Genomic DNA, 21206 nt, shown 5'->3' with positions numbered 1-21206 from the left:
CGTGCTGAGTTTCGACCGGCTTTCCAAAACCTATGCCGACGGCACACTCGCCCTGTCGTCGATCACGCTCGATGTCGGGCGTGGCGAGATCCTCGCCCTGCTCGGCGGCTCCGGCTGCGGCAAGACCACGCTCTTGCGCCTGGTCGCCGGGCTCGACCGGTCGAGCGAGGGCGCGATCCGGCTCGACGGCGGGGCGATTACTGAGCCGCGCGCCGATGTCGGCGTCATCTTCCAGGAGCCGCGGCTCTTCCCCTGGCTCAGCGTCGCCGAGAATGTCGGCTTCGGGCTGTCGCACCGTTCCGCGTTCGAGCGGGAAGGCTTGGTGACCAATGCGCTGGTGCGCGTCGGCCTCGCCGGCCATGAGAAGCGCTGGCCGCGCGAGCTCTCCGGCGGCCAGCAGCAGCGCGTCGCCATCGCGCGCGCCCTCGTCACTCGGCCGAGGCTCTTGCTGATGGACGAGCCCTTTTCGGCGCTCGATGCCACGACGCGGACGAGCCTGCACGGCCATCTGCTGTCGCTCTGGCAGGAAAGCCGGCCGACCGTCGTCATGGTCACGCATGATGTCGAGGAGGCGGTGACGCTCGCCGACCGCATCATCGTGATGCAGCCCAAGCCCGGCCGCATCTTCGACGAGCTCGACAACCCGCTCGCACGCCCGCGAGACCGGCTCTCGCCGGCCTTCGAGGCGACGAAGCGCGAGGCGTTGCGCGCGCTTGACAGATCGCTGCGCGACGAGGCTCCGCATCAGGAGAGGACGGCTGAGACCGCCGGCATGTGGTGGTAGGGCAAGAGCATCGGCCCGAATAGGCTAGAGTGCTTTTCGATCAGGTCGAACCGTCATTGCGAGCCCCCGGGTCTTGCCTTCGGCAAGCCCGAGGACAGGCTCCGCGAAGCAATCCAGGGGGACGTAGAGCTCTATGATTCCTGGATTGCTTCGTCGCTTCGCTCCTCGCAATGACGGCTTCTCCGATCCAGCTTGATCGATAATCGGTCTAGTGTTCCAACCAGCCTCAGCCTATCTGCCGTTCAAGACGATTTTCCGTTCGAACGAGAGGTTCAGCCCATGGACGTCACAGCTTTGCGTGCCCTGCAGGCGCCGCTCAAGGACAAGTATCGCGAAGCCCCCGACGCGGCTGTCATCACGCTCAAGGCCCATGGCGAGCTCGACGACCAGCACATCGCCTGCAAGGTCGAGACCGGCCGCGCCATCGCACTTGCGGGACTCCATCCGGCCACCGGCGGCTCGGGCGCCGAGCTCTGCTCCGGCGACATGCTGCTGGAGGCGCTGGTCGCCTGCGCCGGAGTGACCCTGAAGGCGGTCGCGACCGCGCTGGAGATCGAGCTGAAGAAGGGCGTGGTCCGCGCCGAGGGTGATCTCGACTTCCGCGGCACGCTCGGCGTCGCCAAGGATGCGCCGGTCGGCTTCAGGGCGATCCGCCTTTCCTTCGACGTCGAGAGCGACGCGCCGCAGGAGAAGCTCGACACGCTGCTCAAGCTCACCGAGCGCTACTGCGTCGTGTTCCAGACGCTGAACGTGAAGCCGGAGCTGTCGGCGGTGCTCAACCGCGGCTGATCACTCCGCCGCGGCCTTCAACTCCAGCCCCTTGGCGAAGGGCAGTTTCGGCTCGCTCTTCTCGTCGTCGAAATCGAGCGCGCCGATCTTCTCGGCGCGGCTCGTGACCTTGCCGGCCGAGGTCTTGATCTGGCCGACATCGTCCTGCGCCTGGCGGAAATGATTGTCGAGCTTGTCGACGCGTTCGCCGAGCCGGCGTACGTCGTCGAGCAGCTTGCCGACCTCGGTCTGGATGACCTGTGCCTCTTCCCGCATCCGCGCATCGCGCACCAGCGACTGCATCAGCTGGATCGCCAGAGCCAGCAGCGAGGGCGAGACGATCATCACCCGGGCCCGGTGCGCCCGCTGCACGACATCGTCGAAATGCTCGTGCAGATCGGCATAGATCGACTCGGACGGCACGAAGAGCAGCGCGATGTCCTGCGTTTCGCCGGGCAGGAAGTAGCGCTCGGCGATATCCTTCACATGCACGCCGACATCGCCGCGCACGCGCTGGCCGGCCGCCTTGCGTGCGTCGTCGCCGCGCGCCTCCCGCAGCAGCGTGAAGCTCTCCAGCGGGAACTTGGCGTCGATGACGAGGCCGCGCCCGTCGCCGGGCAGGGTGACGAGGCAATCCGGCCGCTTTCCGTTCGACAATTGCGGCTGGAAGGCGAAGAAGGCGGCAGGCAGCCCGTCGCGGATGATCGCTTCCATCCGGCCCTGGCCATAGGCGCCGCGCGCCTGCTTGTTGGCGAGCACATCCTTCAGCGTCACCACCTCGGAGGTCAGGTCGGTCAGGTTCTTCTGGGCGCTGTCGATCACCGCCAGCCGCTCCTGCAGCTTGCCGAGGCTCTCCGTGGTCTGGCGGACATTCTGCTCGAGGCCTTGGCCAACCTTATGGCTCAGCCCATCCATCCGGTCGGCGACGAGCCGCGCAAGGTCGCCCTGCCGGGTCGAGAGAATCTCGGCCATCGACTGCATGCGGCCGGCGAGTTCCGCCTGCTGGCGGTTCATCTCCGCGACCTTGTCGTCCATCTCGCGGGCGCGCTCCGCCGCCATGGCGGCCTCGATCGCGCGGCTCTGGCCGCCTCGCCAGCCGGCGATCACCGCCAGGAGCAGCAATACGAGGCTCAATGCGGCGAAGCCGAGGGCCGCTTCGGCCCAGCTCACCGGGCGTTCCAGCAGGGTGAAGGCGATCTCGTTCATTCGCCGAGCCTAGCCGATTCGACAGGGAATAGCGAACGAAAGCGGAACAGTTTGACCACTTGCCCACAAATGCTTATGTCCCGGGCTCAACAGCTCTTTTCCCTTGGAAACCCATGGCCATTCGCCCGCTCGTCATCTTGCCCGACGCCCAGCTTCGCCTCGTCTCGAAGCCGGTCGAGGCTGTCACGCCCGAGATCCGGACGCTGGTCGAGGACATGTTCGAGACGATGTACGACGCGCCCGGCATCGGGCTCGCCGCGATCCAGATCGGCGCACCGCTGCGCGTGGTGACGATCGATCTGTCGAAGCCGGAAGCGAAGGAGGGCGAGGAGCCGGAGCCTAGGAAGCCGCAGGTCTTCATCAATCCGCAGATCACCTGGTCCTCGGAGGAACTCAGCGTCTACGAGGAAGGCTGCCTCTCGATCCCGGAATATTACGAGGAGGTCGAGCGCCCGGCTGAGGTCAAGGTCCGCTACATGGATCTCGACGGCAAGATGCAGGAGATCGCGGCTGACGGCCTGCTGGCCACCTGCCTCCAGCATGAGATCGACCATCTCGACGGCGTGCTCTTCATCGACCATCTCTCGCGGCTGAAGCGCGAGCGCGTCACCAAGAAATTCGCCAAGGCGGCCAAGCGCGAGCGGGCTGCGTAGGTTTTCGTATCCGCTCGCCGTCATCCCGGACGAAGCGCAGCGTAGATCCGGGATCCATGCCGGAGCGCCGGCAGGAGAGGTTCAGGCACCGATCCCGGGTCCCCATTCGGGCGCCCGGGATGACTGCTGTTATGGAGTCATATTCGACGTATGAGTTTGCGCGTCATTTTCATGGGCACGCCGGATTTCGCCGTGCCGGTGCTGACAGAGATCGTGGGCCAGGGGCATGAGGTCATCTCCTGCTACACCCGCGCCCCGGCGCAGGCCGGCCGCGGTCTCGATCTCAAGCCCTCGCCGGTGCACAAGGCGGCCGAGCGCTTCGGCATCCCGGTCTTCACGCCCTCGACGCTGAAGACGCCGGAACAGGCCGAGATCATCGCCTCGCACCAGGCCGATGTCGCCGTCGTCGTGGCCTACGGCATGATCCTGCCGCAGGCGATCCTCGACCTGCCCGAGCTCGGCTGCCTCAATCTCCATGCCTCGCTGCTGCCCCGCTGGCGCGGCGCCGCGCCGATCCAGCGCGCGATCATGGCCGGTGATGCCGAAACCGGCGTCTGCGTGATGAAGATGGAAGCCGGGCTCGATACCGGTCCGGTCGGCATGGTCGAGACGCTGGCAATCGGCCCCGACCTGACCGCCGGCGAATTGCACGACCAGCTCAGCATCCTCGGCGCTGATCTGATGGTGCGCGCGCTCGCAGCGCTGGGGCGCGGCGGCCTGCAGTTCACGCCGCAGCCCGAGGACGGCGTCACCTACGCCGCCAAGATCACCAATGCCGAGGCAAAGCTGAGCTGGGCGCTGCCGGCGCAGCAGGTGCATGATCGGGTGCGCGGCCTCTCGCCCTTCCCGGGCGCCTTCGCCGAGATCGATCTCGGCAAGGGGCCGGAGCGGCTGAAGATCCTGCGCACTGCGCGTGCTGGCGGCGCGGCCGAGCCCGGTACGCTGCTCGATGACGAGGGCACGGTCGCCTGCGCCGTCGGCGCGGTGAAGCTGCTTCAGGTCCAGCGCGCCGGCAAGGCGCCGATGAGCGGGGCCGAGTTCCTGCGCGGCGCCCGGCTCGGGGCCGGCGACAAGCTCTGAGTTGATCGTGCCACCCTCGACACTGTCATCCCGGGCGGAGCGAAGCGGAGACCCGGGATCCATGCCTGAACTTATGTCGGGTACGTTCCGGCATGGATCCCGGATCGGCGCCGCGGAGCTTGTCCTTGGGCCGACCGAAGGTCGGACCCGAGGGCGGCTTGTTCGGGATGACGGCGCGGGGGAAGGCATGTGGCGAGGAGCCGTCTGATGCCGCGCTACAAGCTCGTCATCGAATATGACGGCACGCCCTTCTCGGGCTGGCAGCGTCAGGCGACCGACCCCTCGGTGCAGCAGAGCGTCGAAGAGGCGATCGAGGCCTTCTGCGGCCATCCCGTGCGGCTGCACTGCGCCGGCCGTACCGATGCCGGCGTCCACGCCACCCATCAGGTCGCCCATGTCAATCTCGACAAGGAATGGCGCACCGATGTCGTGCGCGATGCGAGCAATGCCCGGCTGAAGGCGCAGGTCACGGTCAGCGTGCTCAGCGCCGAGATCGTGCCGGATGACTTCGACGCCCGCATCTCGGCAAAGCGCCGCTATTACATCTACCGCATCCTCGACCGGCGGGCGCCGCCGGCGCTCGATCGCGGCCGCGTCTGGCATGTCCCGGTGAAGCTCGACCATGAGGCGATGGACCGCGCGGCCAAGGCCCTGCTCGGCAAGCACGACTTCACCACCTTCCGTGCCGCAGAATGCCAGGCCAACAGCCCGATCCGCACGATCGACCGGCTCGATGTCCGCCGCGAGGGCGCAGAGATCGTGATCTACACCCATGCCCGCTCCTTCCTGCACCATCAGGTCCGCTCGATCGTCGGCAGCCTGAAGATGGTCGGGGCCGGGCGCTGGCCGGAAGAGAAGCTCGGCCAGATTCTGGCGGCGCGCGACCGCGCGCAATGCGCGGCGCTGGCTCCGTCCTGTGGGCTTTATCTCGCCGGGGTCGACTACTGAGGCCGGCTTAGAACAGGCCGAACAGCCGGATCACGCCATAGTCGAGCACGACGCTGGCGACGATCAGCGGCAGGGCGATGGCGTTACCTTCCTGGCCGAAGGCGGCCCGCGCCACGCAATAGCGCAACCGGAGCACGATCGCGGCGAAGAAAGCCGACTGTACCAGCGCAAGCTGCGGCGTCGACCAGCCGAGCGCGAAGACGGCCGCCGGAACCGCCATCAGGCTGGCCGAGACGATGCCGGCCCAGTTCCAGGCGATGACGAAACTGGTGAAGCGCGGGGCGTGCGTAAGCTCGGGCCGCAGCGCGATCAGCAGAGCCGGCACGGAGAGAATGGCGAGACAGAGCGCGCCGCTGACCGCCAGCACGAGCTCGGGGGCAGTGAAGAGGCCCGCACTGTTCGGCAGCCCGGCCATCAGGCGCGTCGCGGCGAGGATCGCGATCGTCGCCGGCAGCATCAGCGCAAAGGCGAGATAGGAGCGCCAGAACCCGTCCCGACTGAGGTCGAGTTCGGAAAGCGCCTCCGTGCCGCGGGTCATCAGGTGCCAGGAACCGCGCAGCGAGCGCGCGATGTCGTCGGCGGCGAGCCTCATCACGGTCTCCATCATCTGCGATCTTAGACTTTCGTCTAAGAGAGATAAAGACCCGTGGTTCCGGCGCGTCAAGCCGTATGTTGCGCTGCAAAATAGCTGGCGAGTAAACGATGCGTGATCCGCTCCAGCGCGGCGAGGTCCGCGACGGCGACGCATTCGTCGATCTGGTGCATCGTCTTGCCGACGACGCCGTATTCGACAACGGGGCAATAGCCCTTGATGAAGCGGGCGTCTGAGGTGCCGCCGGTCGTCGAGAGCGCCGGCCGCTTGCCGGTCTCGGCGGCGACTGCATCCGCGACCATGGTCACGAAGGGGCCGGGTTCGGTCAGGAAGGCGACGGCATTGGTCGGCTGGAAGCTGATCTCGTAGCGCACGGTGTTGCCCGCTGCCTCGCGCAGGCGCCGGTCGATCTCGGCCGCGAGCGTCTCCGGCGTCCAGACATCGTTGAAGCGGATGTTGAAGACGGCTTTCGCCTGTGCGGGGATGACGTTCGTCGCGGCGTTGCCGACGTCGAGCGTTGTCACCTCGAGATTGCTCGGGTCGAAATGCTTCGTGCCGGCGTCGAGTGGCGCGGCGTCAAGCGCCGCCAGCAACCGGACCATGCCGCGGATCGGATTATCGGCGAGATGCGGGTAGCCGACATGGCCCTGGATGCCGTGGACGGTGAGCTTGCCGGTCAGCGAGCCGCGCCGGCCGATCTTGATCATGTCGCTCATCGTTGCCGGATTGGTTGGCTCGCCGAGGATGCAGTGGTCGAAGCGCTCGCCACGCTCATGCGCCCACGCCAGCAGCTTCACGGTGCCGTTGACGGCCGGTCCCTCTTCGTCGCCGGTGACGAGAAAGGCGATCGAGCCGGGCGCATTGGGATTCTCGCGGCGATATCGGATCGCAGCAGAGATCATGGCGGCGAGCCCGCCCTTCATGTCGCAGGCGCCGCGCCCGTAGAGGATGCCATTCTCGATCGCGCCGTCGAAGGGTGCACGCGTCCAGGCCGCCTCGTCGCCGACGGGCACGACATCGGTATGGCCGGCGATGACGAAGACCGGGGCCGCGTTGCCGATGCGGGCATAGAGGTTCTCAACATCCGGCGTGCCGGGCTCGCCGAAGACCGGACGATGAACCTCGTAGCCCTCCGCCGCCAGCACCGTGGCGAGCAGGGCGAGCGCTCCGCCTTCCTGCGGCGTGACGGAGGGGCAGCGCACCAGCGCCTGTGTCAGTGCGACCGGATCGGCAGGGTCGAAGGAAAGGGCCGGGGCTGAAGCAGCAGATGCAGTCGTCATGCCGCCGCTTTAAAGCATCGGACCGAAAAGTGGAATCCACTTTTCGGAGGAATCCGATGCTCAAACAAAGAGTTAGATCGCCACTTCGTGTCCGATAGGACGCGCGGCGATCGAGCGCGCTTTCGGCCTAGCGGGAACTGGCCTCGACGGCGACCATTGCCTCTGCCGGCTCGTCCTTGGCTGAGGGCATCAGGCCGAGATCGATGAAAGCGACCACCCAGGCGATGGTCGAGATCGCTTCCAGCGAGGGCCGCCAGCCGAACGGCATGTAGAGCCGCAGGTGGTCCGGCAGCACGATCGCGCAGATCAGCAGGATGCCGAAGAGCGAGCTGCTGCCCCGGTCGGTGGCGCGCTTGGCTGCCAGCGCCACCCAAGGGAACAGCGCAAAGGCATTCGCGAAGGCGAGAGCGGTGCGCGCGGTCTGAGGATCCGTCAGCTGGGGCAGGATCCTTTGCAGCGCAAACAGGGTGAGTGCCACGACGGCGCTGCCGAGCCAGAAGGCCCGCAAGCCAATACGGCCATCGAGATCGCAGAAGAGGCGAATCGGGGACATGCGTCAGCTCCGGTTGCCCCCTTTTCGCATGTCTTAACGAAAGCTTGAAGCTTATAGTGAATAAAAGGTTAACGGGGTGGTCGGCCAGTTGTGCCAACTCAGAAAAGGCTTGAACCAGCCAGACGGGGCCGCTAGCTGCGGAAGGCGCGCCGTTCCGGTGCGGTCTGCCGCCATTCCATTTGGTGAGTACTGTTGAAAGGGCGCCTCAGCGCAGCCCGAGTGAGGTTTCGAGCATGACCATCCGTTTTCATCGCGGCGATCTGCCTGACGGCTACGAGGCCGGTTCGAGCGTCGCGATCGACACCGAGACGCTCGGCCTCAACCCGCATCGTGACCGGCTTTGCGTGGTCCAGCTCTCGCGTGGTGACGGCACCGCCGACGTCGTCCAGATCCTGAAGGATGGCGAGCGTCCCAAGAACCTGATCCGCCTGCTCGAAGACCCGGCCGTATTGAAGCTCTTCCACTTCGCGCGCTTCGACGTCGCGGTGCTGCGTCACGCCTTCGGTGTGGTCACGGCCCCGGTCTACTGCACAAAGATCGCCTCGAAGCTGACCCGCACCTATACGGATCGTCACGGTCTGAAGGATCTGGTGCGCGAGCTGCTCGGCATCGAGCTCTCGAAGCAGCAGCAATCCTCGGACTGGGGCGCAGATACGCTCAGCGAGGCCCAGCTCGCCTACGCCGCCTCTGACGTGCTGCATCTGCATGCGCTCCACGCCAAGCTCGAGGCGATGCTGGCGCGCGAGGGCCGCAGCCATCTCGCTCAGGCCTGCTTCCAGTTTCTGCCTTACCGCGCCGAGCTCGATTTGGCAGGCTGGGCGGAGACCGACATCTTCGCTCACACTTGACAATTTCGAAGGCTTCTTGCGTCAGTCTGCCGCGAAGACGTGGCGCAAGGGGTGCGCCCGTCCGATCTGGAGCGAGCGGCGCGGGGGCGCGTTGCGGTTCGCCCGGCGACACGAAAAAGCCGTGAGCGGCTGCCATTGCGCGGGGCATGACTGTGGCAATGACCTTGAACGACCCGGCGGGGAGGATTTCCACGCAGGCGCTGCGCCGTCGCGCGGCCTTTGCCGCTGCGCGCCGTCACACCCGTGCCGTTCACATCCTGCGCAAGCTGATCCCTCTGACCGCGGTGACGCTGGTGCTCGCGCTGGTCGTGATCCCCTTCCTCAATCCGCTCCGCGGCAAGCTCGCCAATGTCTCGGTCAGTTCGGTCGGCATCACCGGCGGCAAGGTCCGGATGGAGACGCCGAAGCTCTCCGGCTATCGAAAGAACAACCGGCCCTATCAGGTCACGGCCGAGAACGCTTTCCAGGAGATCAAGAATCCGACGCAGATCGAGCTTCAGACCTTGACTGCCCGCATCCAGATGGAGCGCGAGGGTTGGGTGACGGTCAACGCGAAGACAGGCCTGTTCGACACCCAGAAGGAAAAGCTCAGGCTCGTCGACGACGTGAAGGTTCGTACCGAGAGCGGCCATGACATGCAGATGAAGACGGCCGATGTCGACTTCAAATCCGGCGCCGTGACTTCGCAGGAACCGGTCAAGGTCTCTCTCGGCGAGACGACGGTGGACGCCAACACGCTTGACGTGAAGAACAATGGCGAGTTGATCGCATTCGAGGGGCGAGTCCGGGTCTTCATCAGGAACGCGCCAGCAGGTACGATCGCCGGACCCGAGCGCGAGGGCAGCACGCCGATGCCGGAACTGCTGAACGCGAACCGGGCTGCCCCGGCAGGCGACGCGCCTGCCAACAATGCTGGCAACGGGAAGAGACAGTGACATGAGCACGGCAAGCCACAGTTTCCGTTTCGCCAAGGGCTTCCGCGGCGCCGCCCTGCTGCTGGCGGCGGGCGTCGTCCTGGCCGCAGCCCCGCAGGCGGCGTTTGCGCAGGCTGCGCAGGGCAAGGCGCGCGGCGGCAATGCCTCTTCGCCGCTCGGCGGTCTCGGGGGCGACAGCAAGGAGCCGATCAAGATCGACGCCGACAAGCTCGACGTGCTCGACAAGGAGAACAAGGCCGTCTTCACCGGCAATGTCGTCGCGGTCCAGGGCGAGACCACGGTGCGCTGCTCGGTGATGACCGTGCTCTACGAAGGGCGCAACGGCGGGCAGGGCGGCACTGGCGGTGCCAAGCCCGCCGCCGCGACTCCGGCCTCGCCGAACAGCAATGACAGCTCGATCAAGCGCATCCTCTGCAAGGGGCCGGTCACCGTCGTTTCGAAGACCCAGGCCGCGACCTCCGACAATGCCGAGTTCGACCGGGCCAACAATGTCGTGATCATGACCGGCAACGTCGCCCTGAACGACGGGCCGAACATCACCCGCGGCGAGAAGCTGACCTACAACACGGTCACCGGCGTCGCCAATGTCGAGACCAACAAGGGCGGCCGCGTCCAGGGCTTCTTCGTGCCGAACTCGGATACGAACAAGGCCGACGCGAACAAGCCCGGCGCCAAGCCGGCGCCCAAGCCCACGAACTGACCGCGCCCACCAACTGATCGTGCCGCAGTGACCGTCTCCGAAGCACCCCGCCCTGCCACCATGCCCGCACGGACCCAGGCTCCGAACTCGGGTGGAGTCTTCGGCCGCCTGCGCGGGCTCTTCGGCAGCGGCAAGCGCGCTGCGGAAGAGGGCGCGTTCGGCGCCACCGCCGTGGCGATCGGCGGGCCCGGCATCCTCGCCGTCAGCAATCTGCGCAAAAGCTATGGCGGCCGCACCGTGGTGTCCGATGCCAGCCTTTATTTGCGTCAGGGCGAGGCGGTCGGCCTGCTCGGCCCGAACGGCGCCGGCAAGACCACGATCTTTTACATGATCACGGGCCTCGTCGGGGCCGATTTCGGCGTCATCTCGCTCGAAGGCAACGACATCACCGGCCTGCCGATGTACCAGCGCGCCCGGCTCGGCATCGGCTATCTGCCGCAGGAGGCCTCGATCTTCCGCGGGCTGTCGGTGGAGGACAACATCCGTTCCGTGCTCGAGGTGGTCGAGCCCAATCGCAAGGCGCGCGAGCGCCAGCTCGACCAGCTGCTCGAGGAGTTCACCATTTCGCGGCTACGCAAGGCGCCGTCGATCGCGCTCTCCGGTGGTGAGCGTCGTCGCTGCGAGATCGCCCGAGCGCTCGCCGGCAAGCCCTCCTTCATCCTGCTCGACGAGCCCTTCGCCGGCATCGATCCGATCGCGGTCGGCGATATCCAGGCGCTGGTGCGTCAGCTGACCGACCGCGGCATCGGCGTTCTCATCACCGACCACAATGTCCGCGAGACACTGGGGCTCGTCGACCGCGCCTACATCATCCATTCCGGCCGCGTGCTCACCGAAGGCTCGCCGGCCGAGATCATCGCCAATCCCGATGTCCGCCGTGTCTATCTCGGCGAGGATTTCCGCCTCTGAGGCGAGGTGTCTGCCTGGATTTGCATCGCGCTGTTGCGGTGCATCAAAAATCCTGCCCGCAAACGAGGCATGGGCTTTGACGCGGCGATGAGCTGGCGCTAGGGTTCTTTTCGAAAGCAAGAAGCGTGCCGTCGGGCGCGTGAGCGAGAAGGGCCTTTCGCGCATGGCGATGATGCCGCGCATGGAGTTGCGTCAGGGTCAGTCCCTGGTGATGACGCCGCAGCTGCTGCAGGCGATCAAGCTCCTGCAGCTCTCGCATCTGGAACTCCAGAACTTCGTCGACGGCGAGCTTGAACGGAACCCGTTGCTGGAGCGGGACGATGGCTCGGAAGCCCCGCTGCGCGGCCAGGATCTCCACAGCCCGCTCGCGGCCGATCCCGAGAGCTTTGCCCGTGCCGAAAGCCTGCATACCCAGGAGGGGATGGAGGGCAGGCTTGGCACCGGCCTCGACAATGTCTTTCAGAGCGAGCAGCCAAGCGCTGCCCGCAGCGATTCGGCCGGCGCCGACAGCCTTCCGGTGATCGGTGGCGCCTATGGCTCGCGCGGCGGCTCCTTCGAGGACGGGCCGGAAGGCTTCGAGAGCGGGCTGACGGCGGAAGCCTCGCTGCACGACCATCTCAGCGCCCAGCTCGACCTCGCCGTGACCGATCCGGCCGAGCGCATCATCGGCCGGCACCTCATCGATGCGGTCGACGACAGCGGCTATCTCGCCGAGCCCGTCCCGGACATCGCCGAACGTCTCGGCGTCGGCATCGAGCGGGTGGAAGCCGTGCTGCGCATCGTCCAGAGTTTCGATCCCTCGGGGGTGGCGGCACGCGACGTTGCTGAATGCCTCACGATCCAGCTACGCGACCGCGACCGCTTCGATCCGGCGATGCAGGCCCTGGTGGCGAACCTCCATCTCGTCGCCAAGCGCGATTTTGCCGCGCTGAAGCGCGTCTGCGGCGTCGATGATGAAGATATCGCCGACATGGTCGCCGAGATCCGCCGGCTCGATCCCAAGCCCGGCCGGGCCTTCGGCGGTTCGGCTGCGGAGACGGTCGTTCCGGATGTCTTCATCCGCGCCGCGCCCGATGGCTCCTGGCTGATCGACCTCAACCCGGACACGCTGCCGCGCCTGCTCGTCAATCAGACTTATCATGCCCGCGTTTCGAAGGCGGCTCGCAACGACGAGGAGAAGGCCTTCATCGCCGAATGCCTGCAGACGGCGAACTGGCTGACCCGTTCGCTCGAGCAGCGCGCCCGCACGATCCTGAAGGTCGCCAGCGAAATCGTACGCCAGCAGGATGGCTTCTTCGCCTATGGCGTCGAGCATCTGCGTCCGCTCAACCTGAAGACGGTCGCCGACGCCATCGGCATGCACGAATCGACCGTCTCGCGCGTCACCTCGAACAAGTACCTGACCTGCTCGCGCGGCGTCTTCGAGATGAAGTACTTCTTCTCGGCGGCGATCGCGGCCACCGGCTATGGCGAGGCGCATTCGGCCGAGGCCGTGCGCTTCCGCATCAAGCAGATGATCGACGAGGAAAGTCCGAGCGACGTGCTCTCCGACGATGCCATCGTCACCAGACTCAAGGCCACCGGCATCGACATCGCCCGGCGCACCGTCGCGAAATACCGGGAATCGCTGCGCATTCCCTCGTCGATGGAGCGCAGGCGGGAGAAGGTTGCGATGGCGGCCGCAGGGCGTTGAGCAATTTGGTTCCAAAACGCCGGCGCATCGGCGCCATGCTCGCCTTGTCGCATTGACATCCCGGACTCGCAGTTCTTAGTTCCTAGAGATGGCCGAGCACTGGCCATGGCTAAACAAGGGGAAGCACTCCATGAGCTTGCGAATCTCCGGCAAGAATCTCGATGTCGGCGAGGCCCTGCGCGGCCAGGCCGAAGAGCGGGTCGCTGCGGCCGTCAGCAAATATTATGAGGGCGGCTATCAGGGCCACGTCACGGTTGACAAGGACGGTACGGCTTTCCGCACCGACACCGTCATCCACCTCTCTTCGGGGATCACGCTGGAAGCCTCCGCCACCGCCCACGATCCCTATGCCAGCCTCGACAAGATGGCTGATCGCATCGAGAAGCGGCTGCGACGCTACAAGCGCCGGCTGAAGGACCGTTCGGCCGCCAACGGACGCGATGCCGGAATCGAAATCCCCAGCTATGTGATCGCGGCTCCGGATGATGATATCGAGGAGTTCGACGGTGTTTCCGCCGGCGATCACCCGGTGATCGTGGCCGAAACCACCAAATCGCTGCATGTTCTGACGGTCAGCGATGCGGTCGCGGAGCTGGACCTGACTGGTGCGCCCGTCATCATCTTCCGCCATGCTGGCAATGGTCGGATGAACATCGTATACCGCCGCCGCGACGGTAATATCGGCTGGATCGACCCGCCGGCATCGCTGTCCTGAGGCCGGCGGGCGACCGCTCCGGCCGTCGAACCTGACCCGTGCCGACGGCGTTTCGGCCGGCACGGGACATGCATGGACGGGCGAATGACGCTGACCGATCTCCTGAGCCCCGCCGCGGTGATTTCGCCACTACGGGCTAACGGCAAGAAGCAGGCTCTGCAGGAGCTTGCCCAGCATGCCGCCACCCTGACGGGTCTTCCCGATCGCGAGATCTTCGAGGCGCTGCTCCAGCGCGAGCGTCTCGGCTCGACCGGCATCGGCGACGGCATCGCTATCCCCCACGGCCGCATGCCCGGCATCGACCGCCTGATCGGCCTGTTCGCCCGCGCCGAGAAACCGATCGATTTCGACGCCCTGGATGGCCAGCCCGTCGATATCATCTTCGTGCTGATCGCGCCGGAGGGGGCGGGGGCCGATCATCTCAAGGCGCTCGCCCGCGTTGCGCGCGTGCTGCGCAACCAGTCGGTGCTGGAGCAGGTCCGCAAGATTCGCGACCCCGCTGCGATCTACGCCATCCTCGCCGAGTCGGCCGCTCAGGCTGCCTGAGCTTAAACTCATTAAAGACTGCTTGGACGATGCCGGTCGACGGGCTATGACGCCGGCCATACGGCGTCGCGCGTCCGGCCGGAGACCGTTCTGATCCACAGCAAGCCTGTCGGTGGAACAATCTCTGTCCCAAAATGGGAGCGCAGCGCTTCATTGGTTCGGAGCCGCTGATCATGGCCTATACGCATGTCGATCTCTTCCCGCTCGGTGAGGACAAGACGCCCTATCGCAAGCTCGGCAGCGAAGGCGTCAGCGTCGAGAAGATCGGTGATCGCGAGGTGCTGAGCGTCTCCCGCGAGGCGATCCGCCAGCTCTCCGAGCAGGCCTTCATCGACATCAACCACCTGCTGCGCCCCGGCCATCTCGCGCAGCTCGCCAAGATTCTCGACGACCCCGAGGCGACCTCGAACGACAAGTTCGTCGCCTACGACCTGCTGAAGAACGCCAACATCGCCGCCGGCGGCGTCCTGCCGATGTGCCAGGACACCGGCACCGCGATCATCATGGGCAAGAAGGGCCGCAAGGTCTGGACCGATGGCGACGACGAATCGGCGCTGGGCGAGGGCGTCCATGACGCCTATCTCAAGCGCAACCTGCGCTATTCGCAGCTCGCGCCGCTCTCCATGTTCGAGGAGAAGAACACCGCGACCAACCTGCCGGCCCAGATCGACATCTACGCCGAGGGCCAAGGTCCTAACGACTCCGCCTATAAGTTCCTCTTCGTCTGCAAGGGCGGTGGCTCGGCCAACAAGACCTTCCTCTATCAGGCGACGCCGTCGCTTCTCACCAAGGACCGCATGATGGCGTTCCTGAAGGAGAAGATCCTGACGCTCGGCACCGCCGCCTGCCCGCCCTACCACCTCGCCATCGTCATCGGCGGCACTTCGGCCGAACAGAATCTCAAGACGGTGAAGCTCGCCTCGACCCGCTATCTCGACGCGCTGCCGACCAAGGGTTCGCCCTCGGGCCATGCCTTCCGCGATCTCGAAATGGAGGAGGAGGTCCACAAGCTGACGCAGTCGCTCGGCGTCGGCGCGCAGTTCGGCGGCAAGTATTTCTGCCATGACGTGCGTGTCATCCGCCTGCCGCGCCATGGCGCCTCGCTGCCGATCGGGCTGGGCGTCTCCTGCTCGGCTGACCGTCAGGCCAAGGGCAAGATCACCAAGGATGGCATTTTCCTCGAGGCGCTGGAGACCGATCCGTCGAAGTACCTGCCGGATATCGACGAGGCGAAGCTCGGCGGCGATGTCGTCAAGGTCGACCTCAATCAGCCGATGAGCGAGATCCTCGCCACACTCACGAAGCACCCTGTCAAGACGCGCCTGTCGCTGACCGGCACCATCGTCGTCGCGCGCGACCTCGCCCACGCCAAGATCCGCGAGCGACTCGAGCGCGGCGAGGGCATGCCCGACTATTTCAAGAACCATCCGGTCTATTACGCCGGCCCGGCGAAGACGCCGGAAGGCTTCGCCTCCGGCTCCTTCGGTCCGACCACGGCCGGCCGCATGGATTCCTTCGTCGACCAGTTCCAGTCCTTCGGCGGCTCCATGGTGATGCTGGCCAAGGGCAACCGTTCGGCGGCGGTCCGCGAGGCCTGCAACAAGCATGGCGGCTTCTATCTCGGTTCGATCGGCGGCCCGGCCGCCCGCTTGGCGCAGGACTGCATCCGCAAGGTCGAGGTCCTGGAATATCCGGAACTCGGCATGGAAGCGGTCTGGAAGATCGAGGTCGAGAATTTCCCGGCCTTCATCGTCATCGACGACAAGGGCAATGACTTCTTCAAGGAGCTGAACCTCGGATGAGGACTGCGCTGACCCTGGCGTTGCTGACGGGGATGCTTGCCGGTCCGGCGCTCGCCCAGCAACCACGCCCGGCAACCTGCTCGCGCGACCTCTTCCAGAACGAGGCCGGCTTCCGCCTGCAGCAGACCCGGCTTGCAGCGGCCGCCAGCGCCGATCAGGCGACCCAGTGCCGGACTTTTCGCGAGCATGTCGGCTATCTCCAGAAGGCGCGCTCGACCTTCGCCGCCTGCCAGAGCGGGGCGGAGCGTGAGCGCAATGTCGCGGAGATGGATTCCGAGCTGGTGAACTACCGCGCGCTCATCGCCAATCGCTGCGGCGGGCGGTGAGGCTCTTTCTTATTGCTCGAATCGAAGGCGACCGCATGACCGACCAGCCCGAAGCGCCGCTCCAGATCGCCGTCGTGCCGGTGACGCCGTTCCAGCAGAACTGCTCGATCATCTGGGACACGAAGACGAAGCAGGCGGCCATCGTCGATCCCGGCGGCGACGCTCCCCGCCTGCAGGAAGCTCTGAAGGAACTCGGCGTTACCCCGGTCGCGATCTGGCTGACGCATGGCCATCTCGACCACGCCGGCGGCGCCACCGAGCTCGCCGAAGCGCTCTCGCTGCCAATCATCGGCCCGCATGAGGCAGACCAGTTCCTGCTCGATGCCCTGCCGGAGCAGGGCCTGCGCTTCGATATCCATGGCATGAAGGCGGTGAAGCCGACCCGCTGGCTGCAGGAAGGCGACGAAGTCTCGCTCGGCGGCCTGACCTTCTCGGTCCAGCACGTCCCCGGCCATACGCCGGGCCACATCACCTTCTTCCAGAAGGATCTGCGCTTCCTGCTCGCTGGCGATACGGTCTTCGCCGGCTCCGTTGGCCGCACCGACTTCCCCTATGGCAGCCACGAGACGCTGATCTCGGGCATTAGGGAAAAGCTCCTGCCCCTCGGCGATGACGTCCAGTTCCTGCCCGGCCATGGTCCGGCCAGCACGCTGGGCGAGGAACGCCGGAACAACCCCTTCCTGCAGGGCTGAGGCCTAGAGCCGGATCCGATCAGGTTGGATCAACCTGATCGGTGAATTCGTCTCTCAACTTAAGTGAGAGAACGCGTTCTCCGATCTGACTGCGTTGCAGTCAGATCGGCGCGTGCTCTTGCGTCATGCTCGCCCTTGTGGCGAGCACCCACCTTGAACAGAGCCCTCGACGAAGGAAGACGTGGATGGTCGGGACAAGCCCGACCATGACGACCGAGCCCGGTAGCTTCGGGCGGTTGGCGCCGCTTCAGGCCGCTGCCGGCGTCGCGAACTGATCGAAGGCGCGCAGCGCATCCGCTGCGTACATCAGAGCCGGGCCGCCGCCCATATAGACCGACATCGCGGCGACTTCCGCGATCTCCTGGCGTGAGGCGCCGAGCCCGGCCAGGGCCTTGGCGTGGAAGCCGATGCAGCCGTCGCAGTGCTGCGCGATGCCGATCGCCAGCGCGATGAACTCCTTGCTTTTCTTGTCGAGCGCGCCGTCGGCACCGGCCGACTGCGCCAGGGTGCCGAAGCCCTTCATCGCTTCCGGCTGCAGCCCGCGTAACTCGCGCATGTAGGCGGAAATATCCTGTGTGATGGTGCGGTAGTCCTTGCTCATGTGGTGTTGGTCCTTGACAGTTCATATTTTTCTAATATCATAAAAACATGAATTATAAGGCTAAGCAAGAGCCGGCGTTGGCCGAGGCGATGGCGGAGAAGGCCGAAGGCGTGGCGGGTTTCCTGAAGGGGCTCGCCAATCCGCAACGGCTGCTCATCCTCTGCGCGTTGTCAGAGGGGGAGCGTAGCGTCGGTGAGCTGATCGCCGAAACGCGCATCGCGCCGACCTCGATGTCCCAGCATCTGGCGAAGCTGAAGGCGGAAGGCATCGTCGACTTCCGCCGAGACCACCGAACCCTGCACTATTCCATCTCCCATCCGGCCGTGATGGAGCTGATGGCGGTGCTCTACATCCATTTCTGCGGAAGGCAGCCATCATGACCCGCACGATCACCCCACAGGAGGCGCAGCGTCAGCTGGCGGCCGGCGAGGCGCTTCTGATCGATGTGCGCGAGCCGGCCGAGTTCGCCGCGAGCCATATCCCGCTCGCTGTCTCCCTGCCGTTGAGCGGTTTGCCGGAGGCGCTGGCGGAGCTGCCCCGTGACCGGACGCTGATCTTCCAGTGCCAGAGCGGAATGCGGAGCTCTCAAGCCTGTGCACTTGCCGCCCAGCGGGCGGAGAGCGTCAGCCTGGACGGTGGCATCGTCGCCTGGCGGGCTGCTGGCTTGCCGGTCGTCGGCAATGCCGGTCTGCGCCTGTCGATCTTCCGCCAGGTTCAGATGATCGTCGGGGCTATGGTCGCGCTCCTGGTCCTCGCCGGCTTTGCCGGCCTGACCGCGGCCTTTGCCATCGCGGGGCTCATGGGCGCGATGCTGGCCTTCGCCGGTGCGACGGGCTGGTGCGGGCTGGCCATGCTGCTCGCGCGCATGCCCTGGAACCGCGCGGCGCCCGCATCATAGCGGGGCCCAGAAACGCCAACAGCCATTCAGCGGAACGGTGCCGCTGAATTAGCAGACGCGCATCGGCTCGCGGCGGCGCAGGCCGCCGCTGAAGCTATCTGGAGCCGTGAAGCCGCGTCACTGGCAGACCAGCACGCGGCGGGCGACGACATAGCCCCACGGGTCGAAACGGCGCCGCCACACGTAGTAGCAGTCATCGCTGTAGTAGCTGTTGTAGTAGTAGGGCGCGCCTACGCCGAACGCGAAGGCCGGACCGAAGAAGAAGCGGTTATGGTGGAACCGCTGATTGTGAAAGAACACCGCCCGGTGGGCAAAGCCTGGCCGGACGAAGCCGGGTCCCACGAATGCCGGGCGCGCGAAACCAGGACGCACGAACCCGCCGCCCCCGAATCCGCCCATCCGGACGCCGCCGCCGCGGAAGGCCATGCCGCCGCCATGGAAGCCGGTCCCGCCGCCGCGGAAGGCCATGCCGCCGCCATGGAAGCCGGTCCCGCCGCCACGGAACGCCATGCCGCCGCCACCATGGAAGCTTCCGCCTCCGAACCGTGCCTCGGCGGGGGGCGACCATGCGATGACGCCGACGGACATCGCTGCCGCGGCGAAAGCGGTGGCAACCATCTTGTTGCTGCTGAAGGTTGAGATCATGACGAACCTCCCATCAAATGAGCCTCGCCTTGCGCTGAATTTGCGCTTTTTAACATGAACATACAATGAACATCGACTGCGCTTCCTCCCCCGGCGCGCAAGAAAAATGCCCGCAACGCCAAGGCGCTACGGGCATTCGAAAAGCCAACGGCCATGCAGCGGAACGGTGCGCGTACATCCGGCGTCACACGTTCGGCCCATGGCCGTCTTCAACGGCGATGGAGAGCGGTGGAACGCCTTCGACATCGTCGTGACTGTGAGATGGGAAGGGCGGTCGCCGATTACAAGCCCTGGGTCGAAAAAGACTGGCGCCACTCGTAAAGCGCGTCCGGCTCGGCCTCTTCGTTGCGCGTGCCGTCATTGAGGTCGACGAGGCGGAAGCCGTGGCGCTCATAGAAGGCCCGCGCGGCCGTGTTGCGCTGGAAGGTGAACAGGCTGAGCCGCACGGGACTTTGCTCCTTGGCCCTGGCAAGCAGGAGAGAGCCGATGCCGCGCCTGAAATGCCCTGGCAGCAGATAGAGCTGGTCGAGTTCGTCGCCGTCGAGCGATAGGAAGCCGAGGATGCGCCCGGCCTCGCGCGCGACCCAGGTCTCGCCGGTGGCGAGCCTCACGGCCTCGATCCAGCCCTGCACCTCCTCGTCGCTGTGGCAGCGGCGCAGATAGGGCAGGGCTTCGCCTCGCGACCAGATAGAGTGCGGCGATCTCCCCGGCATCCCGGGGAGAGGCGCGTTCGATCGTGATGGCAGGCGTCGCTGGCATGCCCCGGCCCGACTTGGCCTCAGGCGTCGAAGACGCCGAGCAGGAAGTCCTGCTTGCCGATCTGGAAGCCGTTCTCGCGCAGGATGTCGTAGGCGGTCGTGGCGTGGAAATAGAAGTTCGGGATGGCGAAGCGGGTGAGATAGGCTTCGCCCGTCATCGTCACGGTCGCCGAGGGGCCGCGTGGGAAGGTGACGTCGCGGGACAACCCGGCATCGAGGGCGGCGCCATCGGCGGCGGCTATGAAGGCCAGCGTCTTGGCGATGCGCTCCTTCAGCTCCGGGAAGCTCTTCTCCTCGTCGGGGAAGCGCGGGTTCTCGCCGCCCGAGAGGCGCGCCACCGCGTTCTTGGCGAAGTCGCAGCAGAGCTGGATCTGGCGGGTGAAGGCCAGCATGTCCGGCGCGAGCCGCGCCGTCAGCAGCACCTCGGGCTGGATCTTGCGGGTCTCGGCCTGTTCCACGGCCTTATCGAGAATGGCGTCGAGCGCCTTGAGCGTCTGAACGAAGCCGGAAAGGGCGGCGGCCTGGACTGTGAGCGGCATGGGAAACCTCGAAACGACAACGGGCCCGGAAAGGGCCCGCTGCATAAAGCTATAGAGGAGATTTTTCCGCTGCGCTCTAAGCTAGCAGATCAATAAGCTAGCAGATCAATCCTTCGCGCGCTCGACATAGGAGCCGTCGGCCGTCATCACGACGATGCGGGTGCCGACGCCGACATGCGGCGGTACGGCGCTGCGCACGCCGTTGGAGAGGATCGCCGGCTTGTAGGAAGAGGAGGCCGTCTGGCCCTTGGTCACCGGCTCGGTCTCGACGACTTCGAGGGTGACGCGCTGCGGCAGCTCGATCGCGACCGCCTTGTCCTCGAACACCGAGAGCGAGACCTTCATGCCTTCCTGGAGATAGGGAGCAGCATCGCCGACCACGTCCTTGTCGACATGGAGCTGGTCGTAGTTCTCCGGGTTCATGAAGACGTACTGCTCGCCGTCCTGGTAGAGATAGGTGAAGTCGCGGTCCTCGACATAGGCGCGCTCGACCTGCTCGGTCGTCTTGTAGCGCTGCGTGACCTTCACGCCGTCGGCAATGCGGCGCATGTCGATCTGCGTCGTCGGCGTGCCCTTGCCGGGGAAGAAGCTCTCGGCCGAGAGCACCGAGCAGAGGTGCCCGTCGACTTCGAGGACGTTGCCCTTGCGGACGGAAGAGGCGATGACCTTGACCACGTGAATGTCCTTCTGGTGCGCGGCGTTCCCGCGCGCTATGCGAATTCCTGTCGCCGCGCA

Annotated in this window: 26 protein-coding genes; 17 read left to right on the top strand and 9 right to left on the bottom strand. The window is 65.9% G+C overall.

All coding sequences use genetic code 11. The annotated features are described in order from the left end of the window. The first annotated feature begins 1 nt into the window (after position 1). Positions 2-784 carry an ABC transporter ATP-binding protein gene (locus FQV39_RS14085; RefSeq protein ID WP_149130867.1) on the top strand — a complete coding sequence of 261 codons (783 nt, stop codon included), beginning with the start codon at positions 2-4 and terminating at the stop codon, positions 782-784. A gap of 279 nt (positions 785-1063) precedes the next feature. Beyond that, on the top strand, positions 1064-1573 hold the full coding sequence (locus tag FQV39_RS14080) for an OsmC family protein (protein ID WP_149130866.1): 510 nt from the start codon (positions 1064-1066) through the stop codon (positions 1571-1573). Here FQV39_RS14080 and FQV39_RS14075 read toward each other — a convergent pair whose 3' ends face one another. After that, positions 1574-2758 carry a DNA recombination protein RmuC gene (locus FQV39_RS14075; protein WP_149130865.1) on the bottom strand — a complete coding sequence of 395 codons (1185 nt, stop codon included), beginning with the start codon at positions 2756-2758 and terminating at the stop codon, positions 1574-1576. A 113-nt stretch (positions 2759-2871) separates the two neighbouring features. Between FQV39_RS14075 and def the strand changes: the two genes are divergently transcribed. The 3 genes from def to truA all read left to right on the top strand — a co-directional run bounded on the left by def (position 2872) and on the right by truA (position 5439). Beyond that, positions 2872-3411: a peptide deformylase gene (gene def, locus FQV39_RS14070; RefSeq protein ID WP_149130864.1), complete on the top strand. Its 540-nt coding sequence runs from the start codon at positions 2872-2874 to the stop codon at positions 3409-3411. 150 nt (positions 3412-3561) lie between these two features. Continuing rightward, a complete protein-coding gene (fmt, locus tag FQV39_RS14065) occupies positions 3562-4491 on the top strand; it encodes a methionyl-tRNA formyltransferase (protein ID WP_149130863.1) in 930 nt (309 codons plus the stop codon). 207 nt (positions 4492-4698) lie between these two features. Then, positions 4699-5439, top strand: coding sequence for a tRNA pseudouridine(38-40) synthase TruA (gene truA, locus FQV39_RS14060; RefSeq protein WP_149130862.1), 741 nt, complete (start codon positions 4699-4701; stop codon positions 5437-5439). Between the two features lie 7 nt (positions 5440-5446). Here truA and FQV39_RS14055 read toward each other — a convergent pair whose 3' ends face one another. The 3 genes from FQV39_RS14055 to FQV39_RS14045 all read right to left on the bottom strand — a co-directional run bounded on the left by FQV39_RS14055 (position 5447) and on the right by FQV39_RS14045 (position 7864). Then, positions 5447-6031: a hypothetical protein gene (locus tag FQV39_RS14055; RefSeq protein ID WP_149130861.1), complete on the bottom strand. Its 585-nt coding sequence runs from the start codon at positions 6029-6031 to the stop codon at positions 5447-5449. 68 nt (positions 6032-6099) lie between these two features. Continuing rightward, positions 6100-7311: a succinyl-diaminopimelate desuccinylase gene (dapE, locus tag FQV39_RS14050; RefSeq protein ID WP_149130860.1), complete on the bottom strand. Its 1212-nt coding sequence runs from the start codon at positions 7309-7311 to the stop codon at positions 6100-6102. A 127-nt stretch (positions 7312-7438) separates the two neighbouring features. Next, complete coding sequence (locus tag FQV39_RS14045) at positions 7439-7864, bottom strand: DUF805 domain-containing protein (RefSeq protein WP_149130859.1); 426 nt, start codon at positions 7862-7864, stop codon at positions 7439-7441. A gap of 233 nt (positions 7865-8097) precedes the next feature. Between FQV39_RS14045 and FQV39_RS14040 the strand changes: the two genes are divergently transcribed. The 10 genes from FQV39_RS14040 to FQV39_RS14000 all read left to right on the top strand — a co-directional run bounded on the left by FQV39_RS14040 (position 8098) and on the right by FQV39_RS14000 (position 17030). Further along, complete coding sequence (locus FQV39_RS14040; protein WP_149130858.1) at positions 8098-8712, top strand: ribonuclease D; 615 nt, start codon at positions 8098-8100, stop codon at positions 8710-8712. A gap of 158 nt (positions 8713-8870) precedes the next feature. Next, positions 8871-9647: an LPS export ABC transporter periplasmic protein LptC gene (gene lptC, locus FQV39_RS14035; RefSeq protein WP_187640285.1), complete on the top strand. Its 777-nt coding sequence runs from the start codon at positions 8871-8873 to the stop codon at positions 9645-9647. 1 nt (position 9648) lies between these two features. Continuing rightward, positions 9649-10347: an LptA/OstA family protein gene (locus FQV39_RS14030; protein WP_187640284.1), complete on the top strand. Its 699-nt coding sequence runs from the start codon at positions 9649-9651 to the stop codon at positions 10345-10347. A gap of 60 nt (positions 10348-10407) precedes the next feature. Next, positions 10408-11256 carry an LPS export ABC transporter ATP-binding protein gene (lptB, locus tag FQV39_RS14025; protein ID WP_149130855.1) on the top strand — a complete coding sequence of 283 codons (849 nt, stop codon included), beginning with the start codon at positions 10408-10410 and terminating at the stop codon, positions 11254-11256. Positions 11257-11419: 163 nt separating this feature from the next. Beyond that, entirely contained in the window at positions 11420-12949 is a 1530-nt protein-coding gene (gene rpoN, locus FQV39_RS14020; RefSeq protein ID WP_149133841.1) for an RNA polymerase factor sigma-54, read from the top strand. A 130-nt stretch (positions 12950-13079) separates the two neighbouring features. Further along, the gene (gene hpf, locus FQV39_RS14015) at positions 13080-13664 is read left to right on the top strand and encodes a ribosome hibernation-promoting factor, HPF/YfiA family (protein WP_149133840.1); all 585 of its coding nucleotides are present in this window, start codon (positions 13080-13082) and stop codon (positions 13662-13664) included. 84 nt (positions 13665-13748) lie between these two features. Next, the gene (gene ptsN, locus FQV39_RS14010) at positions 13749-14210 is read left to right on the top strand and encodes a PTS IIA-like nitrogen regulatory protein PtsN (protein ID WP_149130854.1); all 462 of its coding nucleotides are present in this window, start codon (positions 13749-13751) and stop codon (positions 14208-14210) included. A 173-nt stretch (positions 14211-14383) separates the two neighbouring features. Next, on the top strand, positions 14384-16012 hold the full coding sequence (locus tag FQV39_RS14005) for a fumarate hydratase (protein ID WP_149130853.1): 1629 nt from the start codon (positions 14384-14386) through the stop codon (positions 16010-16012). After that, positions 16009-16338, top strand: a complete 330-nt coding sequence (locus FQV39_RS33165; protein WP_187640283.1) for a hypothetical protein — start codon at positions 16009-16011, stop codon at positions 16336-16338. Before FQV39_RS14005 ends, FQV39_RS33165 begins: the two co-directional genes overlap by 4 nt. 35 nt (positions 16339-16373) lie before the next feature. Further along, complete coding sequence (locus FQV39_RS14000; RefSeq protein ID WP_149130852.1) at positions 16374-17030, top strand: MBL fold metallo-hydrolase; 657 nt, start codon at positions 16374-16376, stop codon at positions 17028-17030. Positions 17031-17277: 247 nt separating this feature from the next. Here FQV39_RS14000 and FQV39_RS13995 read toward each other — a convergent pair whose 3' ends face one another. After that, positions 17278-17631 carry a carboxymuconolactone decarboxylase family protein gene (locus FQV39_RS13995; RefSeq protein WP_149130851.1) on the bottom strand — a complete coding sequence of 118 codons (354 nt, stop codon included), beginning with the start codon at positions 17629-17631 and terminating at the stop codon, positions 17278-17280. Positions 17632-17708: 77 nt separating this feature from the next. Here FQV39_RS13995 and FQV39_RS13990 point away from each other — a divergent pair, with 77 nt between their 5' ends. Then, positions 17709-18011: an ArsR/SmtB family transcription factor gene (locus FQV39_RS13990; protein WP_248313367.1), complete on the top strand. Its 303-nt coding sequence runs from the start codon at positions 17709-17711 to the stop codon at positions 18009-18011. Beyond that, positions 18008-18529, top strand: a complete 522-nt coding sequence (locus tag FQV39_RS13985; RefSeq protein WP_149130850.1) for a rhodanese-like domain-containing protein — start codon at positions 18008-18010, stop codon at positions 18527-18529. The genes FQV39_RS13990 and FQV39_RS13985 overlap by 4 nt, the downstream gene beginning before the upstream one ends. Before the next feature lie 117 nt (positions 18530-18646). Here FQV39_RS13985 and FQV39_RS13980 read toward each other — a convergent pair whose 3' ends face one another. From FQV39_RS13980 to efp, 4 genes are all read right to left on the bottom strand, one after another. Continuing rightward, on the bottom strand, positions 18647-19174 hold the full coding sequence (locus FQV39_RS13980) for a hypothetical protein (protein WP_149130849.1): 528 nt from the start codon (positions 19172-19174) through the stop codon (positions 18647-18649). Between the two features lie 281 nt (positions 19175-19455). Beyond that, entirely contained in the window at positions 19456-19887 is a 432-nt protein-coding gene (locus FQV39_RS13975; RefSeq protein WP_211201771.1) for a GNAT family N-acetyltransferase, read from the bottom strand. A 65-nt stretch (positions 19888-19952) separates the two neighbouring features. Beyond that, positions 19953-20471 carry a DUF1993 domain-containing protein gene (locus FQV39_RS13970; RefSeq protein WP_149130848.1) on the bottom strand — a complete coding sequence of 173 codons (519 nt, stop codon included), beginning with the start codon at positions 20469-20471 and terminating at the stop codon, positions 19953-19955. 105 nt (positions 20472-20576) lie between these two features. After that, entirely contained in the window at positions 20577-21146 is a 570-nt protein-coding gene (gene efp / locus FQV39_RS13965; protein ID WP_149130847.1) for an elongation factor P, read from the bottom strand. Positions 21147-21206 lie beyond the last annotated feature (60 nt).

The organism is Bosea sp. F3-2 (assembly GCF_008253865.1).
Lineage (GTDB): Bacteria > Pseudomonadota > Alphaproteobacteria > Rhizobiales > Beijerinckiaceae > Allobosea.
The sequence above is the reverse complement of the archived record's forward strand: the minus strand, read 5'-3'. Positions and strand labels throughout refer to the sequence as shown.